Origin of the sequence: Ectothiorhodospira magna, assembly GCF_900110965.1 — a bacterium.
Taxonomy (GTDB): Bacteria; Pseudomonadota; Gammaproteobacteria; order Ectothiorhodospirales; family Ectothiorhodospiraceae; genus Ectothiorhodospira; species Ectothiorhodospira magna.
This window is the reverse complement of sequence record NZ_FOFO01000026.1, coordinates 23,309-42,746: the sequence shown is the minus strand read 5'-3', so window position 1 is coordinate 42,746 and position 19,438 is coordinate 23,309. Positions and strand designations below refer to the sequence as shown.

Genomic DNA, 19,438 nt, shown 5'->3' with positions numbered 1-19,438 from the left:
GTTCAGGGGCAGAAGACACAAAAATAGGGCCGCTTGCGCGGCCCCCGCTGACCTCCCCGCCCGAGTGGGCGAGGGTTCACGCGGGTTTTTGCTGAGCCTCACCAACGGCCCATTGCTGGTGGTCAATCGGTCAACCGCATTTGCTATCCCCGCAATTGAGGCAGGTCAAACAGTTGTCCATGATGACCACAGCCTTGGTGTGGCATTTTCCGCATAGTTGGGCACCTGGAGGAAAACTTTCCCTGGCCTCAGGATCATCACTGGCCTGATGCACACTGGCTTCGTACTGGGCGCGCTTTTCTTTCAGCAGACGGCGCTGATGCTCGTCCAGATCGTCGTCCTTGATCAGGCCGATCATGCGCATGTGGCTTTCGATGGCATCACCAATCTCGGCCACCAGGGAAGGCATGTACTTGCCACCTTTCTTGAAATATCCCCCTCTGGGATCAAATACCGAGCGCAGTTCCTCGACCAAAAAAGTAACATCGCCCCCTTTTCTGAACACCGCCGAAATGATCCGGGTCAGGGCCACAATCCATTGAAAATGATCCATGTTCTTGGAGTTAATGAAAATTTCAAAGGGACGGCGTAGCTCATGCTCGGTCCCTGGATTGAGAATCACATCGTTGATGGTCACATACAGGGCATGCTCTGAAAGCGGGGTCTTGAGCTTGTAGGTAGACCCCAGCAGCATTTCCGGTCGTTCCAGTTTCTCGTGCATATGCACCACCTTGGGCGCTATTTTATCGGCCATCTCCACCACCTTTGCGGGTGCCGGTGGCGGTTCCTGGGGCATCGACGGTGGCTGGGGTTCATCAGCAGATTCCCGATTGATACCAAAATCCACGATGCGTTTTTCAATTTTGATGGTCATGGTGATGGATGTCCCTGTTCAGAATTTACCGTAATACCCTTCCTTGAGGGCATCGTAAAGATTGGCGGCGTTGTGGGTCTCGCCGTCGTATTCGATATTTTCGTTGCCCTTGGCCAGCACTACACTGCCGTCTTCCAGCACGAAGCGATAGGTGGTGTTCTCCAGATCCTTTTCCTTCACCAGCACCCCCTGGAAGGCTTCCGGGTTGAAGCGGAAAGTGGTGCAGCCCTTGAGCCCCTGCTCATAGGCATACAGGTAGATGTCCTTGAAGTCGTCGAACTGATGGGCCGTGGGCACGTTGATGGTCTTGGAAATGGATGAATCGATCCATTTTTGTGCCGCTGCCTGCACATCCACATGGGCCTTGGGATCGATCTCGTCGGCGGTGATGAAATACTCAGGCAACTGGGCCTTGGGGTCTTCCGCATAGGGCATGGCCTCGGGATTGACCAGGTGCCGGTAGGCCAGCAGTTCGAAGGAGTACACATCCACCTTTTCCTTGGTCTTCTTGCCGGAGCGGATCACGTTGCGGGCATAGTGATGGGCAAACGAGGGTTCGATCCCGTTGCTGGCATTGTTGGCCAGGGACAGAGAGATGGTTCCCGTGGGGGCAATGGAAGTGTGGTGGGTAAAACGACACCCCTGGGCCGCCAGTGCCTCCACCAGTTCCGGGTCCACCTGGGCCACCTGCTGCATGTAACGGCTGTAGCGGGCATGCAGCACCTTGCCCTTGATCCTGTCCCCCACCTTGATGCCATCCTGCGCCATCTCCGGACGCAGGCGCATCAGGGTGGGGGTCACCTCAAACTCTTCTTCCATGATGGGCGCAGGTCCCTTCTCCTGTGCCAGGGACAGACCGGCATACCAGCCGGCCAGAGCCATCTCCCGGGTGACGTCCTCGGTGAAGCGCAGGGATCTTTCCTCGCCGTATTTCATGCCCAGCATGGTGATGGCAGAACCCAGCCCCAGATAACCCATGCCGTGGCGGCGCTTGCGGATGATCTCTTCCCGCTGCTGGGGCAGTGGCAGGCCGTTGATCTCCACCACGTTATCCAGCATGCGGGTAAAGACAGTGGTGGTTTCCCGGAACTGTTCCCAGTCGAACCGGGCCTTGGCGGTGAAGGGCTCGCGCACGAACCTGGTGAGGTTGATGGAGCCGAGCAGGCACACGCCATATTTTGGCAGAGGCTGTTCGCCGCATTGCCCGGTCACCAGGCCGTTGAACACCACCGTGTTGTGATCCGGCTGAGTCGTGTCGTAGACCGGCTCACGACCGCAGTATTCAATTGAAACAATCTTGGTTGTAAAGCGTTGGGTCTTTCTGAGCAACTTGTCAGCGACCCATTGCCGGTATTTATCATTCTTGTAGTCCAGCAGGAATCCGATTTCCTCCATGAAGATCTCCCGGGACTGACCGTCGATAATGAGTTCATGATCCGCCTGACACAGGTATTCCCGTTGCCCACCCTTGCCGTCGGGCAAGGTACGCAACCCCGGCAAACGCCGCTGATGGATGCGGCAGAATATGCCGAAGTTGGCCAATAGCCTCTGCACCTCCTGCAGCAGATCCCTGTGGCTGGAAGCCAACCGGATGGAACAACTCTGACTTTTAACCGAAATATTGATCGTACCGTCCGCCTGGAACAGCCCACGCAGATACCCCCGCACACAGGCCTCTGAACCCCGCCAGATGACCTCGGGCACGGAAAACTTGCTATCGGCATTGAAGCCATAATGGGCCAGTACCCGTTTCAGCAATACCGAACGAATGAATAGATGATTGCGCTCCGGTACCGCCACTGGAGACACCGAATAGGTACGGGCATTCCTGGCAACGCCAGCAATCAGCGTATTGACGTAGGCTGCCATGTCATCGGCAAGCTGCCGGTCATCGTTCCAGAAGTTGATCAGAACGGCCTCTTTACCGTCGCCGCGATGGGTGAAGTGACCATCCCCGGTGATCAGACCCAGCAGTACACCCAGTTTTTCATCGCCCTCTTGTCCAAACTGCCCCTTGCCCGATTGCACCAGCAGTTCATCACCCACGCTCAGATCGCGCAGCTTGATCTTGCCCCGCTGGGTGTAAAAATCATGCCATTCCGTAGCCTTGATATCGTAGCCATCCCGGGTGACCACGCGATAAACATCCGCCTCTCTGGCAGTCATGAATGCCGGCTTGGCCGGCCTTGAGGAAGTACCCATGCCTTCCTCCCCCAGGGCACGACGATCCACCGTCACTTCCAGCGGCACGCCGGAAGCATAAAGGTCGCCGATGCGCACCAGACCGTACTGGGTATGCAGTCGGGTATCGGCAGTCACGCATGGGTTCGTCGCCCGGATCTGCTCGCACCACCAGTTGTTGTTCATCTCATTGACCTTGTCGATGAGCACGAAGCCCGGCTCGGCATAGTCATAGGTGGAGGTCATGACCACGTTCCACAGCTTGCGGGCCGGCAGACGCCGGTAGATGCGGCAGGCCACCAAGCCGTCATTATTGGTGATGTAATCGGCAAGATCGGGCCAGTCGCGCCACAGCACCTGCGCCGGATCATTCAGGTCGATGCCATCCTGCTCCGCCTCCTGCGGAGTCATGGGGAAGGCCAGGGGCCATTCGGCGTCATCCTTCACCGCCTGCATGAAATCAGCGGTAATCAGCAGGGAAAGGTTGAACTGGCGCAGGCTGCCATCCGTGCGCTTGGCGCGAATGAAGTCCACCACATCCGGGTGGCCAATGTCGAAGGTGCCCATCTGCGCGCCACGCCGCCCCCCGGCAGAGGACACGGTGAAGCACATCTTGTCGTAGATATCCATGAACGACAAAGGCCCGGAAGTATGGGCACCAGCCCCGGAGACATAGGCTCCACGGGGACGCAAAGTGGAGAATTCATAGCCGATGCCGCTGCCCGCCTTCAGGGTCAGACCCGCTTCGTGGAGCTTCTGCAGGATATCGTCCATGGAGTCATGGATGGTGCCCGACACGGTGCAGTTGATGGTGGACGTGGCAGGCTTGTGCTCCCAGGCGCCGGCATTGGCAATGATGCGGCCAGCCGGGATCGCCCCCTGACGCAGGGCCCATAGAAACCGCTCATACCACTTCTCCCGCAACTCGGGGGTGGCTTCCACATCCGCCAGGGCTCGGGCAACACGCTTCCAAGTATGGTCCAGCGTATGATCCAGCGCTTCTCCGGTGCGGGTCGTGAGACGGTACTTCTTGTCCCAGATATCCAGGGAAGCCGGCTGCATCGGCACTTCCCGTGAAGATAGAGTCACAAGGGCTTGTTCAGCCTGGGGTTTCATGTAAGGGGATTCCTTTTTGAGCTACAACTTGTTGTGCCCTGCAGAACGCAACAGCACAATATAGGGGAATTTTTTGGGGCAAGACTAGCCCCAAGACGGGAGAAATTCAAGCTGGAAAAATGCTGGGGAATGGGCTATGGGACAGCCGATTGTTAAATCCTTAGTCGTACATTATTCTGTACAGAATAAACATCTTGTACAGGAGCGCCCCCCATGGATGCCATCAGCTACACAGCCGCTAGAACCAACCTGGCAAAAACCATGGAACGGGTCTGCGAAGACCATTCTCCGGTGATCATCACCCGGAGCAAATCCCAGTCCGTGGTCATGATCTCTCTTGAAGATTATGAAGCATTGCAAGAAACCGCATATCTCCTGCGCGCACCAAAGAACGCCCGTCGTTTGCTGGAATCCGTCGCCGAGCTGGAGCAAGGCGGCGGCCAGGAAAGGGGTCTTCTTGAATGAAACTCATCTTCTCCGAAAACGCCTGGGAAGATTATCTGTACTGGCAGAAAACCGACAAAAAGCTCATGAACCGAATCAATAAGCTGATCAAGGAGACGAAACGAGAACCGTTCGAGGGCGTCGGCAAACCGGAGCCTCTCAAACACAGTTTCGCTGGTTACTGGTCCCGCCGAATTAACGACGAGCACCGCATGGTCTACAAAGTGACGGATGACGCATTGCTCCTTGCCCAGCTCCGGTACCACTATTGAGCAATCGTGCTGGCGGAGCCGATTGTCGCCTACGGCGAACAAAAAATGCCCCTCTCCCCGACCGGGAAGAGGGGCGCCAGGCATCACCTTCAGCCGCTGGTGATCAGGGCGTTCAGGCGCCGCACGAAGCCGGCGGGATCTTCCAGCTGACCGCCTTCGGCCAGGATCGCCTGATCCATCAGCAGGCTGGCCCAGTCGGCAAAACGGGCGTCGTCGGTTTCCTCGCCCATGCGCTCGATGAGGCGATGGGCCGGGTTGACCTCCAGCACCGGGCGGGTATCCGGCAGGTTCTGACCCGCCTGCTTGAGCAGCTGCTGCATGTACAGGGCCATGTCGTGCTCGGAGAGGACGATACAGGCCGGTGAGTCGGTGAGCCGGTGGGAGAACCGCACGTCTTCCACCCGTTCCTCCAGGGCTGCCTTGATGCGCGGCAACAGATCCTTGACCTTCTCCTCGGCGGCCTGCTGGGCCTGCTTTTCTTCCTCGGTCTCGGTGTCGCCCAGGTCCAGTTCGCCCTTGGCCACGGACTTGAGGGACTTGCCGTCGAATTCGTGCAGGTGGGACACCAGCCATTCGTCTACCCGGTCGGACAGCAGCAGCACTTCGATGCCCCGCTTGCGGAAGACCTCCAGATGGGGGCTGTGCAGGGCCGCCGTATGGCTGTCGGCGGTGATGTAGTAGATGTGCTGCTGACCTTCCTTCATCCTCGCCACATAGTCCGCCAGGGAGACGGTCTGGGCCGATTCACCGGTGTGGGTGCTGGCAAAGCGCAGCAGACGGGCGATCTGTTCCCGGTTGGCATAGTCCTCGCCGGGGCCTTCCTTCATCACCCGACCAAAGGCATCCCAGAAGGTCTGATACTTCTCTGGCTCGTTGGCGGCCATGTCCTCCAGCAGGCCCAGCACCTTCTTCACCGAACCGGCGCGCATGCCGTCGATGAGTTTGTTGCTCTGCAGGATCTCCCGGGAGATGTTCAGGGGCAGGTCGCTGGAGTCCACCACCCCGCGCACGAAGCGCAGATAGGTGGGCATCAGGTGCTCGGCGTCGTCCATGATGAAGACCCGCTGCACATACAATTTGATCCCGTGGCGACGGTCCCGATCCCACAGATCGAAGGGCGCGCGGGTGGGGATGTACAGCAGGGAAGTGTATTCCTGGCGCCCCTCGACCCGGTTGTGGGTCCAGGCCAGGGGGTCCTCGAAGTCGTGGCCCACGTGCTTGTAGAAAGCCTTGTACTCGTCGTCGGTGATCTCCGATCTGGGACGGGTCCACAGGGCATTGGCCCGGTTCACCGTGTCCCATTCGCCGTTGGGCTCACCCTTGTCGTCGGTGCCGGGCATGGCGATGGGCAGGGGGATGTGGTCGGAATAGCGGGTGATGATGTGACGCAGCCGCCACTGATCCAGGAACTCGTCCTCGTCCGCCTTCAGGTGCAGCACCACTTCGGTGCCCCGCTCGGCCTTTTCCACGGTTTCCACGGAGAATTCGCCACTGCCGTCGGAGACCCAGCGCACGCCGTGCTCCGGGGTCATGCCGGCACGGCGGGTGGTGAGGGTCACCCGATCGGCGACGATGAAGGCGGAATAGAAACCGACGCCGAACTGGCCGATGAGATGGGCGTCCTTCTTCTGGTCGCCGGTGAGCTGGCTGATGAATTCCCGGGTGCCGGAACGGGCGATGGTGCCGATGTTCTGGATCACCTCCTCCCGGTTCATGCCAATACCGTTGTCACGGACGGTAATGGTCCGGGCCTCCTTGTCAAAGCTCACCTGGATCTGCAGTTCCCCCTGCCCTTCCATCAGGGCATCGTCGGACAGGGCCTCGAAGCGCAGCTTGTCGCAGGCGTCGGCGGCATTGGAGATGAGTTCGCGCAGGAAGATCTCCTTGTTGGAGTACAGCGCATTGATCATCAGGTGCAGCAGCTGGCTGACCTCGGTCTGGAACTGTCGGGTTTCCTTGTGGGTATCAACGCTCATGGATGCTCCGCGATTGAAAATTGGCTCTGATCAGGTGAGAGGTATTTGGGGACGATCAGCCGGGTTTCAAGGGGGGATTTCAGCCCGCCTGGGGAGGCACTTGCCATTCCAGGGTACTGGCCCCCTGTCCCTGGGGGTCAAGGCAGGCGTGCAACCAGGGCTGTACGTCGGCCAGCGTCCGATCCAGCTGCCAAGGGGTGTTGATGATGGCCATGCCCGATCCGTTAAGGCCCATGGGGGTCTGGGGCGGGGCAATGCACAGTTCGCTCACCAGCAGGGCCTTGACGCCGCCCCGCGCCAGCCCCTGGACCAGACCCCGGTGCCGCCCGGCAGACAGGATGGGATACCAGATCATCATGACAGCGGTGGGCCAGCGGCCATGGGCCTCCAATATCAGATCCAGGGTCTCCCGGTACTCCCGGTCCCGCTCATAGGGCGGGTCCACCAGGACCAGTCCGCGACGGATCGCCGGCGGCAGCAGGGCCTTGGGGAGTTCACGGGCGTCCCGCTGATGTACCGCCACCCGCGGATCACCGGAGACATTGGCCCGCAGCACCCCATGATCCGCCGGGTGCAGTTCATTGAAAATCAGTCGGTCCTGATCCCGGGTCAGCATCCGGGACACGGTGGGAGAACCGGGATACAGGCTCAGGGCGCCATCCGCCGCGTTCAGGGTGCGGATCATTTCCAGATAGGGTGACAGGGCCTTGGGTGGATGGGGCGCAGACCAGACCCGCATCACCCCATCCCGGTACTCAGCGGTCTTGAGGGCCTGTGGATCGTGCAGGTCATACAGACCGGCCCCGGCATGGGTATCCACCACCACCAGCGGCTTGTCCTTGCGGGTCAGGGCCGCCAGCACACAGGCCAGCAGCACATGTTTGTGAACGTCGGCAAAATTGCCGGCGTGAAAACCGTGGCGGTAACTCAACATGATTGACGACTCAACGCCCTGAAGGCCAATGGATGATAAAGGGGCACCAGACCCATCACAAAAAAAAGCGCTCCGGTTTCCCGAAGCGCTTTGGCATGGCATCTGGCCTGTCCTGCATGACCGATAAGGTCGCGGCCTGGAAAACTTAGTTGATATCTTCCTTGATACGGGCAGCCTTGCCAGTGCGACCACGCAGGTAGTACAACTTGGCCCGGCGCACAGCACCGCGACGCTTGACCTGAATATCGGCCACGATGGGGCTGTAAGTCTGGAATACCCGCTCCACCCCTTCACCGTGGGACATTTTGCGTACCGTAAAGGCAGAATTGATGCCCCGGTTACGCTTGGCGATGACCACGCCTTCAAAGGCCTGCAGACGTTCACGGCTGCCTTCCTTCACCTTGACCTGGACGACAACAGTGTCGCCTGGCGTGAAATTGGGCACCTCGCGGTTCATCTGCTCGGCTTCCAGTTGCTGGATGATGTTGCTCATGTTCGACCCCTGTCAGTCACTGCTCGGTGCGGCCCGTGGGTCCGCCAGCTCACGTTGATATTCTTCCAGCAGGCGGCAGTCCGCCTCGCTTAGTTCCTGTTGTGCCAATAGATCAGGCCGCCGCTCCCAGGTGCGTCCCAGGGCCTGCTTGCGCCGCCAGCCTGTGATCCGTCCATGATCGCCGGACAACAAAACCTCCGGCACAGCCAATCCGTCCACCACTTCTGGCCGGGTGTAGTGAGGACAGTCCAGCAGCCCCTGACTGAAGGAATCCTGGGCGGCAGACAGTGCATCACCCAAAACCCCCGGCAACAGCCGGGCGCAGGCATCAATCAGCACCATGGCTGCCAGCTCACCGCCGGACAGGACATAGTCACCAATGGACCATTCCTCGTCCACTTCCAACTGGATCAGCCGCTCGTCGATACCTTCGTAGCGACCCGCCAGCAGGATGACTCTGGGCAGGGTCGCCAACCGTTGCACCCCGGCCTGATCCAGAGGCCGTCCCTGAGGGCTGAGGTAAATCACCCGGGCCGGTCGTGGATCGGCGTGCCGAGCCGCCTGGATGGCCTGGCGCAATGGATCAACTTTCATCACCATGCCAGGACCACCCCCATAGGGACGGTCATCTACAGTACGATGCCGGTCATGGGTGTAATCCCTGGGATCCCAGCCGTGCAGGGACAGCAATCCGCGATCCCTGGCCCGTCCCGTAATCCCCCAGTCGGCGACCGAAGCCACCCAGCCAGGGAACAGGCTGACCACATCGAATCTCACTGTGGTGACCCTAAAAATCCGGGTCCCAGTCTACATGGATGATGCCTGCCGCCAGGTCGATCTGGTGAATCACCTGCCCCCGAATATAGGGGATCAGGCGCTCCCGGTCGCCACGGACCACCAACACATCGTTGGCACCGGTTTCCATGAGAGACTCAACCTTGCCCAGGCTCACTGCGGCCAGATTGATGACCTCCAGCCCCACAAGATCTGCCCAGTAATATTCTCCCGGCGGTAACGGCGCCAATTGTTCGGCACGCACACCAATGGCGGCATCAATCAGGGCCGCTGCAGCGTCCCGGTCATCAATGCCTGCCAGCTTGGCCACCAGTCCCTTGCCATGGACGCGACCGGCTTCCACCTTGAAGACCTGCCATTCACCGTTGACCTGAAGGTACAACGGATCGTAGTCCATGATGCCTTCCCGTGGCTCGGTGCCGGAAAATATCCTGACCCAGCCTTTGACACCATACACCCCGGCGATGCGGCCCAGGGTGATCCACTCAGGACGGTTCATCGACAGGGTGATCCGGTTGACCGACGCCTTAGGCGGCGGCGACGTTCTGCTTGTTGAATTCCTTGATCAGCCGGGCCGCCCGGTCGGAAGCCCCTGCTCCCTTGGACAGCCAGTGTTCCACCCGCTGGGCATCCAGGTGCAGACGCACCTCCTGGCCACGGGCCACAGGATTGAAATAGCCCAAGCGCTCAATGTAGCCGCTATCGCGGCGGCTGCGGGAATCAGTCACCACAATGTGGTAGAAGGGCGCTTTTTTGGCGCCGCCGCGAGCCAGTCGAATCGTTACCATCTGCTGTCAGCCCTGCTTGTCTGGTATCGTTTGGGGGACAATGCCCCGGAAAAACGCGCCATTATACACGCGCATCGGCAAGGTACAAGCTTGACGTCCTCCCCGCCCTGAAGGGCGAGGTTTGCCGCGCAACTGATCAGAAGGGCAGACGCCCCCCTGGCATGCGGCCCTTGAGGGATTTCATCATTTTGTTCATGCCGCCCTTGGAAAACTGCTTCACCATCTTGCTCATCTGCATGTGCTGCTTGAGCAGGCGGTTGACGTCTTGGACCTGGGTACCAGAACCGGCGGCAATGCGCCGCTTGCGGGAACCCTTGATGATGTCCGGGTTGCGCCGTTCCTTGGGGGTCATGGAATTGATGATGGCCACCATACGCTGCAGTTCCTTGTCGTGGGACTTGTTTTTGACGGCATCGGGCAGTTCGCCAGCCCCCGGCAATTTTTCCAGCAAGGAGGTTACCCCGCCCATCTTGGACATCTGTCCCAGCTGATCCCGCAAATCCTCCAGATCGAATGATTTGCCCTTTTTGATCTTGCGGGCCAGCTTTTCCGCCTTGTCCTTGTCGACCTGCCGTTCTGCCTCCTCCACCAGGCTGAGTACATCCCCCATGCCCAGAATGCGGGAGGCCAATCGGTCGGGGTGAAAGGGTTCCAGGGCAGCCGTTTTTTCGCCCATGCCCAGAAACTTGATGGGCTTGCCGGTGATATGGCGCACCGACAGGGCCGCCCCCCCACGGGCGTCACCATCGGCCTTGGTGAGGACCACACCGGTCAAGGGCAGGGCGTCATTGAATGCCTTGGCGGTATTGGCGGCGTCCTGGCCGGTCATACTGTCCACCACGAACAGGGTTTCGGCAGGATCAAGCCCTTGGTGCAGGCGGCGGATCTCGTCCATCATCTCGCCGTCGATATGCAAGCGCCCGGCGGTGTCCACGATCAAAACGTCCTGATGCTGCCGGCGGGCCTGCTCCAGGGCAGCAGTGGCAATGGCCAGGGGGTCTTGTCCTGCTTCGCTGGGGAAGAAGTTCACCCCCACCTCGCCGGCCAGGGTCTGCAACTGGCGGATGGCGGCAGGCCGGTAAACGTCACAACTGGCCACCAGTACCTTCTTGTCCTGACGTTCCCTGAGCCAACGGGCCAGCTTGGCCACGGTGGTGGTCTTGCCCGCCCCCTGCAGGCCGGCCATGAGGATCACCGCCGGCGGCTGCACATTGAGCTTGAGGCCATCATTGGCCTCGCCCATGACCTTGATCAGTTCATCGTTGACCACCTTGACCAGGGCCTGGCCGGGGGTCAGGCTGGACAGCACCTCCTGGCCCACGGCTCGCGCCTTGACCCTGGCGATGAATTCCCGCACCACCGGCAACGCCACATCAGCCTCCAGCAAGGCCTTGCGGACCTCACGGATGGTGTCCTGAATGTTCTCCTCGGTCAGGCGGGCCTGGCCGCGAAGGCGCTTGATGGTGCCCTGAAGGCGTTCTGATAGACTGTCGAACATAGGCTTGACGACGCCGAAGCGCCCTGTGCAACCGGTTGGAAGGGCTGATGATTATATCTTGATATGCCATGCCCATGTGAACCTTGGCCGTCAACGTTGATCCACCCCACCTGCTGCAACACCCTTCACCGTCAGGGGAATTTGTGCAATGATTCTTGACCAAAAACCAAGGTCTGGTGCCCATCAATGCTCGTAGCCGCCATCGGATTCATCACCACCGTGCTCTACTTCACCGGAGGCGCCCTGCTCATGCAGCGGCTGCGCAAGGCTGCCGGTGGCGCCGCGCCCCCCGCTCGTGGCAAGGCGCTGCTGTTCTCGGTCTGGGGAGGTGCAGTGGCCCTGCATGCCCTGTTGCTCTACCTTCATGTCTTTAGCGTCAACGGCACCGGCATGGGGGTATTTAGTGTGGTCTCCATGGTGGCCTGGCTCATTGCCTTCTTCCTGCTGATGGCCTCCATCCGCTACCCCATCCATGTCCTGGGCATTTTGCTGCTGCCCTTTGCCGGGGTGACCGTGTCCCTGGAGCTGGCTCTGGCGGGGGATTTGCACACGCCCACCGTCGCTGATCCTGGTCTGCGAGCCCATATGCTGCTGGCCATGATTGCCTTCAGCCTGCTGACCATCGCCGCCATCCAGGCCGCCCTGCTGGCCCTGCAAAACCACAGTCTGCACAACCATCGCCCCGGCGGCCTGATCCGCGCCCTGCCGCCACTGTCCACCATGGATACCATGCTGTTCCATGTCATTGGCTGGGGATTTATTTTCCTGACCGCTGCCCTGTTGACCGGCCTGTTTGTGCTGGAGGACCTGTTCGCCCAGCATCTGGCCCACAAGGCGGTATTTGCCATCATTGCCTGGTTGATCTTTGCCACCTTGCTGGTAGGCCGGTTCCGTTTTGGCTGGCGGGGGCGATTGGCGGCCCGTTGGACTCTGATCGGTTTTGCCCTGCTCTTTGTGGCCTATGTGGGCAGCAAGATGGTCCTGGAAATGATCCTGGGCCTGTGACCGGATACACCCGCTTCGGCGACGGGTGAAACCGTCGCCCCTTGACATCCCCCTGATCCGGCCCGTGTAATTCTCCCGGTGTACAATCTCCCCGTGGCACCGGACCCACTTTGGAACACATACCTCTGAGTGTGCTGGCAACGTTGCTGGTAGCACTGTTTTTCTGCTCTGCCTTCTTTTCTGGCTCTGAAACCGCGCTGATGGCGCTCAACCGCTACCGTATGCGCCACCTGGCCCAGGCCGGCCATGGAGGCGCCGGGCGTGCCCAGCGACTGCTGGACAAGCCGGACCGGCTGATCGGCCTGATCCTGCTGGGCAACAACTTCGTCAACATCATCATCACCCAGCTGGCCACCTACATCGGTTTCCGGCTCTATGGGGATGCGGGCATCGCCATCGCCACCGGCCTGCTGACCCTGGCCCTGCTGGTCTTTGCCGAGGTGGCCCCCAAGACCCTGGCGGCCCTGCATTCAGAAAAAGTGGCCTACCCGGCGGCGTATGTTTATACCCCTTTGCTGGCGGTGGCCTATCCCCTGGTATGGACGGTCAATCTGCTGGCCAATGCGGTGCTGCGACTGCTGGGGGTGCGTGCCCAACCCCAGGCCCAGCATGCCCTGTCCAGCGAAGAACTGCGGGTGGCTGTCAATGAAGCCGGCGCCCTGATTCCGGCCCGGCACCAGCGGATGCTGGTCAATCTGCTGGACCTGGAAAAAGCCACCGTGGAAGACATCATGGTGCCCCGCAATGAAATCATCGGCATTGACCTGGAAGACGACTGGGACGATATCACCCAGCAACTTATTCATAGCCAGTACACCCGATTGCCGGTCTTTGAGGGCAATGTGGACAATATCCTGGGCTTTATTCATCTGCGCCGGGTTCTGCCCCTGGTTCACCGCAATGAACTCACCCCGGAACATCTGCGTCAGGCGCTGCGGGACCCCTATTTCATTCCTGAAGGCACCAATCTCAATCGCCAGCTCCTGAATTTTCAGCGGGAAAAACGGCGGATCGGTCTGGTGGTGGATGAGTACGGTGACATTCAGGGACTGGCCACTCTGGAGGATCTGCTGGAGGAAGTGGTGGGGGAGTTCACCTCCGATCCCGGCGCCATCACCCCGGAAATCCTGCCCCAGGCTGACGGCAGTTATCTGGTGGATGCCACCATCCATCTGCGCGAGCTCAACCGGCTGCTGGGCGCCCATTTTCCCCTGGATGGCCCCCGTACCCTTAATGGCCTGCTGCTGGAATATCTGGAAATTATTCCCGAGGCCAATATCAGCGTCCTTATGGACGGCTATCCCATGGAGATCGTACAGGTGAAAAACAATGCCATTCGCACTGTGCGCATCAGCCCCCGTCTGCCAACCCAACAATCGGCGCAGGACTGAACCGGGCATGACCAAAACAAAAACCCGCTATCAATGTACCGCCTGTGGCGCGCTGGCCCCCAAATGGAGCGGTCAGTGCCCGGATTGCGGTGCCTGGAATGCCATGGAAACCGTGGTGGCCCCTTCTGCGCCCCCCGCCGGTGGAGGAGGGCGTTTTGCCGGCTATGCCGGAACGGCGCCCCAGGTGCGACGTCTGGGGGAGGTCAGCAGTACCGAGCAGGCCCGTACCGGCACCGGCATTTCCGAACTGGATCGGGTACTGGGGGGCGGGCTGGTGCAGGGATCGGTGGTATTGATCGGTGGTGATCCGGGTATCGGTAAATCCACCCTGCTGCTGCAGACCCTGGCCACCTTGCCGGATCTACCCAGCCTGTACGTCACCGGCGAAGAATCGCCAGAACAGGTGTCCCTGCGAGGACGGCGTCTGGGACTGCCCTGTGATGACCTGCGTCTGCTGACTGAAACCTGCGTGGAACGGATAACCGCCCACGGGGCACGGGAACAGCCCCAGGTGATGGTGGTGGATTCCATCCAGACCATTTACTCCGAACAGCTCCAGTCTGCCCCCGGCTCGGTGGCCCAGGTGCGGGAAAGTGCTGCCGTCCTGGTGCGCTACGCCAAACAGACCGGAACCGCCCTGTTTATCGTCGGCCATGTCACCAAGGAAGGGCAGATCGCCGGTCCCAGGGTGCTGGAGCATATGGTGGATACCGTGCTCTATTTCGAGGGCGACCCCGGAGGACGCTACCGGGTGCTGCGGGCGGTCAAGAACCGCTTTGGCGCAGTCAACGAACTGGGGGTGTTTGCCATGCTGGATACCGGCCTCAAACCGGTCACCAATCCCTCGGCCATCTTTTTGTCCCGCCATGAAGCCCCCGTCTCCGGCAGTGTCATCATGGTTACCCGGGAAGGTACCCGCCCCCTGATGGTGGAGGTACAGGCCCTGGTAGCCGAAAGCCACGCCCCGCAGCCCCGCCGCATCACTGTGGGGCTGGAACAAAACCGTCTCACCATGCTGCTGGCGGTGCTCCACCGTCATGGCGGACTGGCCCTGTACGACCAGGATGTGTTCGTCAATGTGGTGGGTGGGGTCCGGGTTACGGAAACGGCAGCGGACCTGCCCATGCTGCTGGCGGCCCTGTCCAGCTTCCGCGACCGGCCCCTGCCCCATGAACTGGTGAGCTTTGGTGAGGTGGGCCTGGCCGGGGAAATCCGCCCGGTGCCCAACGGCGAGGAACGTCTGCGGGAGGCGGTCAAACATGGCTTCACCCGGGCCATCGTACCTGCCGGCAATGCGCCAAGAAAACCCATCGATGGCATGGAAGTCATGGCAGCCAGACGCTTGAGTGATGTCCTGGAATGGATTTAAATGCCCTGTGTACCCAGGATCAGCAGCATGGATACACACAGCCCCTGGCTTTAGCTGTGGGGATCTCGTCTTTCACGGGCGCCGAAGATACGTATAATGCTGGGTCTGTGCATGTGACGCGGGCAGGCGGCTCCCCCCCATGCCAATACCGCGACAAACATCCGAGGAAGGAGAGTCCTGAGTGGAGTCCCGCATTTCCGAACTGCAGCAACGGTTTGAAAACGCTCTGGCCGGCTGGTTGCCAGGGGAAAATATCCTGCCGGCGCGCTTGCATGATGCCATGCGCTACTCGGCCCTCAACGGCGGCAAGCGTATCCGCCCGGTACTGACCTATGCCACCGGCATGGCCTTGGGTGTGCCCCTGGAGCGACTGGATGGCCCCGCCTGCGCGGTGGAGCTGATCCATGTTTACTCCCTCATCCACGATGATCTGCCGGCCATGGATGACGACGACCTGCGGCGGGGCAAACCCACCTGTCACAAGGCCTACGACGAGGCCACCGCCATCCTAGCGGGGGACGCCATGCAGGCGCTGGCCTTCCAGATTCTGGCTGCTGATCCGGCCATGGTGGACAATCCATCGGCCCGGCTGCGGATGATCGAACATCTGGCCCGAGCCGCTGGTTCCCGAGGCATGGTGGGTGGGCAAGCCATCGACCTGGGTTTTGAGGGGCAGACCCCGGACATTGCCCAGCTGGAGAACATGCATATCCATAAAACCGGCGCCTTGATCCGGGCGGCGGTGATGCTCGGTTCCAGCAGTTGTCCCGACGTGAACTGGGAACTGGCCGACCGGCTGGACTGCTTTGCCAAGTCCATCGGGCTGGCCTTCCAGATTCGGGATGATATCCTCGACATCGAAAGCGACACCCAGACCCTGGGCAAGACCCAGGGGGCGGATCAGGCCTTGGGCAAGGCGACCTATCCGGCCATCATCGGTCTGGAGGCGTCCCGGCAGCAAGCCCGGGAGCTGGTGGATCGGGCCCTGGACAGTCTCAAGGATCTGGATGAAGGTGCTGATCTGTTGCGCTGGATTGCCCGTTACATCGTCGAGCGCATCCACTGATTACCGCTGGGGTGCATCCGGCCTTGCAGGTTTTGGCTTGCCTGGCCGGGCGCCCCCCGGATAACTCACTTTTGGACGGTCGACCGCGAAATGACACATACCGCTTCGTATCCCTTGCTGTCTCGCATCCATTCACCGGAAGACGTGCGTCAATGTTCGCTCAATGAACTGCCGGTGCTGGCGGACGAACTGCGTGCCTTCCTGCTGGAATCGGTTTCCCGTACCGGCGGTCATCTGGCGGCCAATCTGGGCACTGTGGAACTGACCATCGCCCTGCACTACACCTTTGCCACCCCGGAAGACCGCCTGGTCTGGGATGTGGGGCACCAAAGCTATACCCACAAGATCCTCAGTGGGCGCCGGGATGCCATGCATACCCTGCGCAAGAAGGGTGGCCTGGCCGGTTTCCCCAAGCGGGACGAAAGTCCCTATGACGCCTTTGGCGTCGGCCACTCCAGCACCTCCATCGGCGCGGCCCTGGGCATGGCCCTGGCGGCCCGTCAGAAAGGGGAAAAACGCAAGGCCGTGGCCATCATCGGCGATGGGGCCATGACCGCCGGCATGGCTTTTGAGGCCCTCAATCACGCGGGCGATGAAAAGGCCGACCTGCTGGTGGTGCTCAATGACAACAACATGTCCATCTCCGCCAATGTGGGGGCGATGAACCGCTATCTGGCCCGCCTGCTGTCCGGCCCCATCTACTCCACCATGCGGGAAGGCAGCAAGAAGGTGCTGGAGCACATGCCCCCCATGCGGGAGTTCATGCGCCGCGCCGAGGAGCATGTCAAGGGCATGATCATTCCGGGCACCCTGTTCGAGGAACTGGGCCTGAACTACTACGGCCCCGTGGATGGTCACGATGTGGTGGGACTGGTGAAGATGCTGCGCAACCTGCAGGCCATGGACGGGCCGCTGCTGCTCCATGTGGTCACCCACAAGGGCCGGGGCTACGGGCCGGCGGAGGAAGACCCCTGCACCTATCACGGTGTGGGCAGTTTCGACCCGGAACAGGGTATCCAGAACGGCAAGGGCGGCGGCACCCCCACCTACACCCAGGTGTTCGGCGACTGGCTATGTGATCAGGCCGCCGCCGACGAGCAGCTGGTGGCCATCACCCCGGCCATGTGCGAAGGCTCCGGCATGCGGGCCTTTGCCTGCAAGTACCCGGACCGTTACCACGATGTGGGCATTGCCGAACAGCATGCCCTGACCCTGGCCGCCGGCATGGCCTGCGAGGGTCTGAAGCCGGTGGTGGCCATTTACTCCACCTTCCTGCAACGGGCCTATGACCAGCTGATTCACGACGTGGTGCTGCAGGATCTGCCGGTGCTGCTGGCCATCGATCGGGCTGGCGTGGTCGGCCCCGACGGCCCCACCCATGCAGGCAACCTGGATTTATCCTTCCTGCGCTGCATCCCCGGCATGGTCATCATGACCCCCGCCGACGAAAACGAATGCCGCCGCATGCTGTCCACCGGCTATCTGCTGGATCAGCCGGCGGCGGTGCGTTACCCCCGCAGCAAGGGCACCGGCGTGGCCATCGACGAAGGTCTGCTGCCCCTGCCCCTGGGGGAGGCCCAGGTCCGGCGCAAGGGCAAGGGTGTGGCCATCCTGGCCTTCGGCACCCTGCTCACCCCGGCCCTGGAAGTGGCCGATACCCTGGATGCCACCGTGATCAACATGCGTTTTGTCCGCCCCCTGGACGAAACCCGGGTGCTGGAAGCTGCCCGTACCCATGACCTCATTGTCACCATTGAAGACAATGTGGTTGCTGGCGGCGCCGGCAGTGCCGTGGCCGAGTGTCTGGCACGCCATGACGTGACCGCCCGCCTGCTCCACCTGGGCCTCCCCGACCGTTTCCAGAGCCACGGCACCCGCGAGGAACTCCTCGCCGATGCGGGACTGGACAAGGCGGGCATCGAGGCCGCCATCAAGGCTCGCCTGTGATCAACAGGCTTGTGCCCCCCATGACAGTCGCGTAATATCCGACAAAACTGGTAGACAATAGCCCGCCGTGCCCAAATACACCCTCAAGGTGCTGACCGATTTCGCGTCGGCACATACGCTGCGTAATTATCCGGGAAACTGTTCCCGCCTGCATGGTCATAACTGGAAGGTGGAAGCCGAAGTGGAGGCCACGGTGCTGGATGCCCTGGGCATGGCCGTGGACTTCAAGACCATCAAGTCGCTGGCAAGAGATATTGCCGGCGAACTGGATCACACCTATCTCAACGATCTACCACCCTTCCGGGACGTGAACCCCACCGCCGAGAATATCGCGGCCTGGTTCTTCCATGAGATGGCCGCCCGCCTGAACGCACCGGGCGTCCGGGTCAGCGCCATCACCCTGTGGGAGACCGAGCGGGCCTGTGTCCGCTATACGGAAGAGTCGCCAAAGGACACACCGTCATGAGCACAACCGTCTCCCCGGCCCGCACCTTGGCCATCCCCGATGTGCAGTCCAGCGCCGACACCCGGCGCATCCCCATCAACAAGGTGGGCATCAAGGACATCCGCCATCCGGTACGGGTGCGGGACCGCACCGGCAAGGACCAGCACACGGTGGCCTCCTTCAACATGTACGTGAACCTGCCCCAAGACTTCAAGGGCACCCACATGTCCCGCTTCGTGGAGATCCTCAACACCCACGAATACGAGATCACCGTGGACTCCTTCAAGACCATGCTGCACGAGATGGCGGAGCGCCTGGAAGCCGCCACCGGGCACATCGAGATGCGCTTTCCCTTCTTCGTCAACAAGGCGGCGCCGGTATCCGGCGTGCAGAGCCTGATGGACTACGAGGTCACCTTCATCGGCAAGATCAGTGACGGCAGACCCAGCATGAACATTCAGGTGGTGGTGCCGGTCACCAGCCTCTGCCCCTGCTCCAAGGGCATCTCCGAGTACGGCGCCCACAATCAGCGTTCCCACGTCACCGTCAATGCCCAGGTGGAACAGTTCGTCTGGGTGGAGGAACTCATTGATCTGGTGGAATCCCAAGCCTCCTGCGAGCTCTACGGCCTGCTCAAGCGGCCAGACGAGAAATACGTGACGGAGCGGGCCTACGATAATCCCAAGTTCGTGGAAGACCTGGTGCGGGACATCGCCATTTGCCTCAATGACGACGCCCGGATCAGTGCCTATTCCGTCTCCTCGGAGAACTTTGAATCCATTCACAACCATTCTGCCTATGCCCTGATCGAGCGGGACAAGACGGCAGAGCGTTAAACAGGCAA

At 60.8% G+C, this 19,438-nt stretch carries 18 protein-coding genes; 9 read left to right on the top strand and 9 right to left on the bottom strand.

The genetic code is table 11. The features are described 5' to 3' along the window. Positions 1-130 precede the first annotated feature (130 nt). Together BMX62_RS10855 and BMX62_RS10850 are read right to left on the bottom strand one after the other, a co-directional pair. The gene (locus BMX62_RS10855) at positions 131-874 is read right to left on the bottom strand and encodes a TSCPD domain-containing protein (RefSeq protein WP_090208693.1); all 744 of its coding nucleotides are present in this window, start codon (positions 872-874) and stop codon (positions 131-133) included. Between the two features lie 18 nt (positions 875-892). Continuing rightward, a complete protein-coding gene (locus BMX62_RS10850) occupies positions 893-4,117 on the bottom strand; it encodes an LAGLIDADG family homing endonuclease (protein WP_090208691.1) in 3,225 nt (1,074 codons plus the stop codon). Positions 4,118-4,384: 267 nt separating this feature from the next. On the opposite strand from BMX62_RS10850, the gene BMX62_RS10845 reads away from it, so the two are divergent. Both BMX62_RS10845 and BMX62_RS10840 read left to right on the top strand, forming a co-directional pair. Further along, on the top strand, positions 4,385-4,636 hold the full coding sequence (locus BMX62_RS10845) for a type II toxin-antitoxin system Phd/YefM family antitoxin (protein ID WP_090208688.1): 252 nt from the start codon (positions 4,385-4,387) through the stop codon (positions 4,634-4,636). Next, positions 4,633-4,887 carry a Txe/YoeB family addiction module toxin gene (locus BMX62_RS10840; protein ID WP_090208685.1) on the top strand — a complete coding sequence of 85 codons (255 nt, stop codon included), beginning with the start codon at positions 4,633-4,635 and terminating at the stop codon, positions 4,885-4,887. Before BMX62_RS10845 ends, BMX62_RS10840 begins: the two co-directional genes overlap by 4 nt. An 89-nt stretch (positions 4,888-4,976) precedes the next feature. Here BMX62_RS10840 and htpG read toward each other — a convergent pair whose 3' ends face one another. From htpG to ffh, 7 genes are all read right to left on the bottom strand, one after another. Further along, positions 4,977-6,863 (bottom strand): molecular chaperone HtpG, encoded by a 1,887-nt coding sequence (gene htpG, locus BMX62_RS10835; protein ID WP_090208682.1) that lies wholly within the window; start codon positions 6,861-6,863, stop codon positions 4,977-4,979. A gap of 79 nt (positions 6,864-6,942) precedes the next feature. Next, positions 6,943-7,797: a 23S rRNA (adenine(2030)-N(6))-methyltransferase RlmJ gene (locus tag BMX62_RS10830; RefSeq protein WP_090208679.1), complete on the bottom strand. Its 855-nt coding sequence runs from the start codon at positions 7,795-7,797 to the stop codon at positions 6,943-6,945. 145 nt (positions 7,798-7,942) lie between these two features. After that, complete coding sequence (gene rplS, locus BMX62_RS10825) at positions 7,943-8,290, bottom strand: 50S ribosomal protein L19 (protein WP_090208676.1); 348 nt, start codon at positions 8,288-8,290, stop codon at positions 7,943-7,945. A gap of 12 nt (positions 8,291-8,302) precedes the next feature. After that, on the bottom strand, positions 8,303-9,067 hold the full coding sequence (gene trmD / locus BMX62_RS10820; protein ID WP_090208672.1) for a tRNA (guanosine(37)-N1)-methyltransferase TrmD: 765 nt from the start codon (positions 9,065-9,067) through the stop codon (positions 8,303-8,305). A 10-nt stretch (positions 9,068-9,077) separates the two neighbouring features. Beyond that, positions 9,078-9,584 carry a ribosome maturation factor RimM gene (gene rimM, locus BMX62_RS10815; protein ID WP_090208669.1) on the bottom strand — a complete coding sequence of 169 codons (507 nt, stop codon included), beginning with the start codon at positions 9,582-9,584 and terminating at the stop codon, positions 9,078-9,080. Between the two features lie 28 nt (positions 9,585-9,612). After that, positions 9,613-9,873, bottom strand: a complete 261-nt coding sequence (rpsP, locus tag BMX62_RS10810) for a 30S ribosomal protein S16 (protein WP_090208667.1) — start codon at positions 9,871-9,873, stop codon at positions 9,613-9,615. A gap of 136 nt (positions 9,874-10,009) precedes the next feature. Then, positions 10,010-11,371, bottom strand: coding sequence for a signal recognition particle protein (ffh, locus tag BMX62_RS10805; RefSeq protein WP_090208665.1), 1,362 nt, complete (start codon positions 11,369-11,371; stop codon positions 10,010-10,012). Positions 11,372-11,557: 186 nt separating this feature from the next. Here ffh and BMX62_RS10800 point away from each other — a divergent pair, with 186 nt between their 5' ends. The 7 genes from BMX62_RS10800 (at position 11,558) to folE2 (ending at position 19,430) form a co-directional block, all read left to right on the top strand. Then, on the top strand, positions 11,558-12,376 hold the full coding sequence (locus BMX62_RS10800; protein ID WP_090208662.1) for a cytochrome C assembly family protein: 819 nt from the start codon (positions 11,558-11,560) through the stop codon (positions 12,374-12,376). 110 nt (positions 12,377-12,486) lie between these two features. Then, on the top strand, positions 12,487-13,767 hold the full coding sequence (locus tag BMX62_RS10795; RefSeq protein ID WP_090208659.1) for an HlyC/CorC family transporter: 1,281 nt from the start codon (positions 12,487-12,489) through the stop codon (positions 13,765-13,767). 7 nt (positions 13,768-13,774) lie between these two features. Next, positions 13,775-15,136, top strand: coding sequence for a DNA repair protein RadA (gene radA / locus BMX62_RS10790; RefSeq protein ID WP_090208656.1), 1,362 nt, complete (start codon positions 13,775-13,777; stop codon positions 15,134-15,136). Positions 15,137-15,317: 181 nt separating this feature from the next. Then, positions 15,318-16,202 carry a (2E,6E)-farnesyl diphosphate synthase gene (gene ispA / locus BMX62_RS10785; protein ID WP_090208652.1) on the top strand — a complete coding sequence of 295 codons (885 nt, stop codon included), beginning with the start codon at positions 15,318-15,320 and terminating at the stop codon, positions 16,200-16,202. Between the two features lie 90 nt (positions 16,203-16,292). Further along, positions 16,293-18,149, top strand: coding sequence for a 1-deoxy-D-xylulose-5-phosphate synthase (gene dxs, locus BMX62_RS10780; protein ID WP_090208650.1), 1,857 nt, complete (start codon positions 16,293-16,295; stop codon positions 18,147-18,149). A gap of 67 nt (positions 18,150-18,216) precedes the next feature. Next, positions 18,217-18,615 (top strand): 6-carboxytetrahydropterin synthase QueD, encoded by a 399-nt coding sequence (gene queD / locus BMX62_RS10775; protein ID WP_090208647.1) that lies wholly within the window; start codon positions 18,217-18,219, stop codon positions 18,613-18,615. After that, a complete protein-coding gene (gene folE2 / locus BMX62_RS10770) occupies positions 18,612-19,430 on the top strand; it encodes a GTP cyclohydrolase FolE2 (RefSeq protein ID WP_090208644.1) in 819 nt (272 codons plus the stop codon). The genes queD and folE2 overlap by 4 nt, the downstream gene beginning before the upstream one ends. The last annotated feature ends 8 nt before the right edge of the window (positions 19,431-19,438 follow it).

Coding starts and splice junctions, on each gene's coding strand:
- rplS (WP_090208676.1), bottom strand. CDS start 8,290: ATGAGCAACATCATCCAGCAACTGGAAGCCGAGCAGATGAACCGCGAG.
- radA (WP_090208656.1), top strand. CDS start 13,775: ATGACCAAAACAAAAACCCGCTATCAATGTACCGCCTGTGGCGCGCTG.
- folE2 (WP_090208644.1), top strand. CDS start 18,612: ATGAGCACAACCGTCTCCCCGGCCCGCACCTTGGCCATCCCCGATGTG.
- rpsP (WP_090208667.1), bottom strand. CDS start 9,873: ATGGTAACGATTCGACTGGCTCGCGGCGGCGCCAAAAAAGCGCCCTTC.
- dxs (WP_090208650.1), top strand. CDS start 16,293: ATGACACATACCGCTTCGTATCCCTTGCTGTCTCGCATCCATTCACCG.
- BMX62_RS10800 (WP_090208662.1), top strand. CDS start 11,558: ATGCTCGTAGCCGCCATCGGATTCATCACCACCGTGCTCTACTTCACC.
- rimM (WP_090208669.1), bottom strand. CDS start 9,584: ATGAACCGTCCTGAGTGGATCACCCTGGGCCGCATCGCCGGGGTGTAT.
- BMX62_RS10850 (WP_090208691.1), bottom strand. CDS start 4,117: ATGCAGCCGGCTTCCCTGGATATCTGGGACAAGAAGTACCGTCTCACG.
- ffh (WP_090208665.1), bottom strand. CDS start 11,371: ATGTTCGACAGTCTATCAGAACGCCTTCAGGGCACCATCAAGCGCCTT.
- BMX62_RS10845 (WP_090208688.1), top strand. CDS start 4,385: ATGGATGCCATCAGCTACACAGCCGCTAGAACCAACCTGGCAAAAACC.
- BMX62_RS10830 (WP_090208679.1), bottom strand. CDS start 7,797: ATGTTGAGTTACCGCCACGGTTTTCACGCCGGCAATTTTGCCGACGTT.
- BMX62_RS10855 (WP_090208693.1), bottom strand. CDS start 874: ATGACCATCAAAATTGAAAAACGCATCGTGGATTTTGGTATCAATCGG.
- BMX62_RS10840 (WP_090208685.1), top strand. CDS start 4,633: ATGAAACTCATCTTCTCCGAAAACGCCTGGGAAGATTATCTGTACTGG.
- htpG (WP_090208682.1), bottom strand. CDS start 6,863: ATGAGCGTTGATACCCACAAGGAAACCCGACAGTTCCAGACCGAGGTC.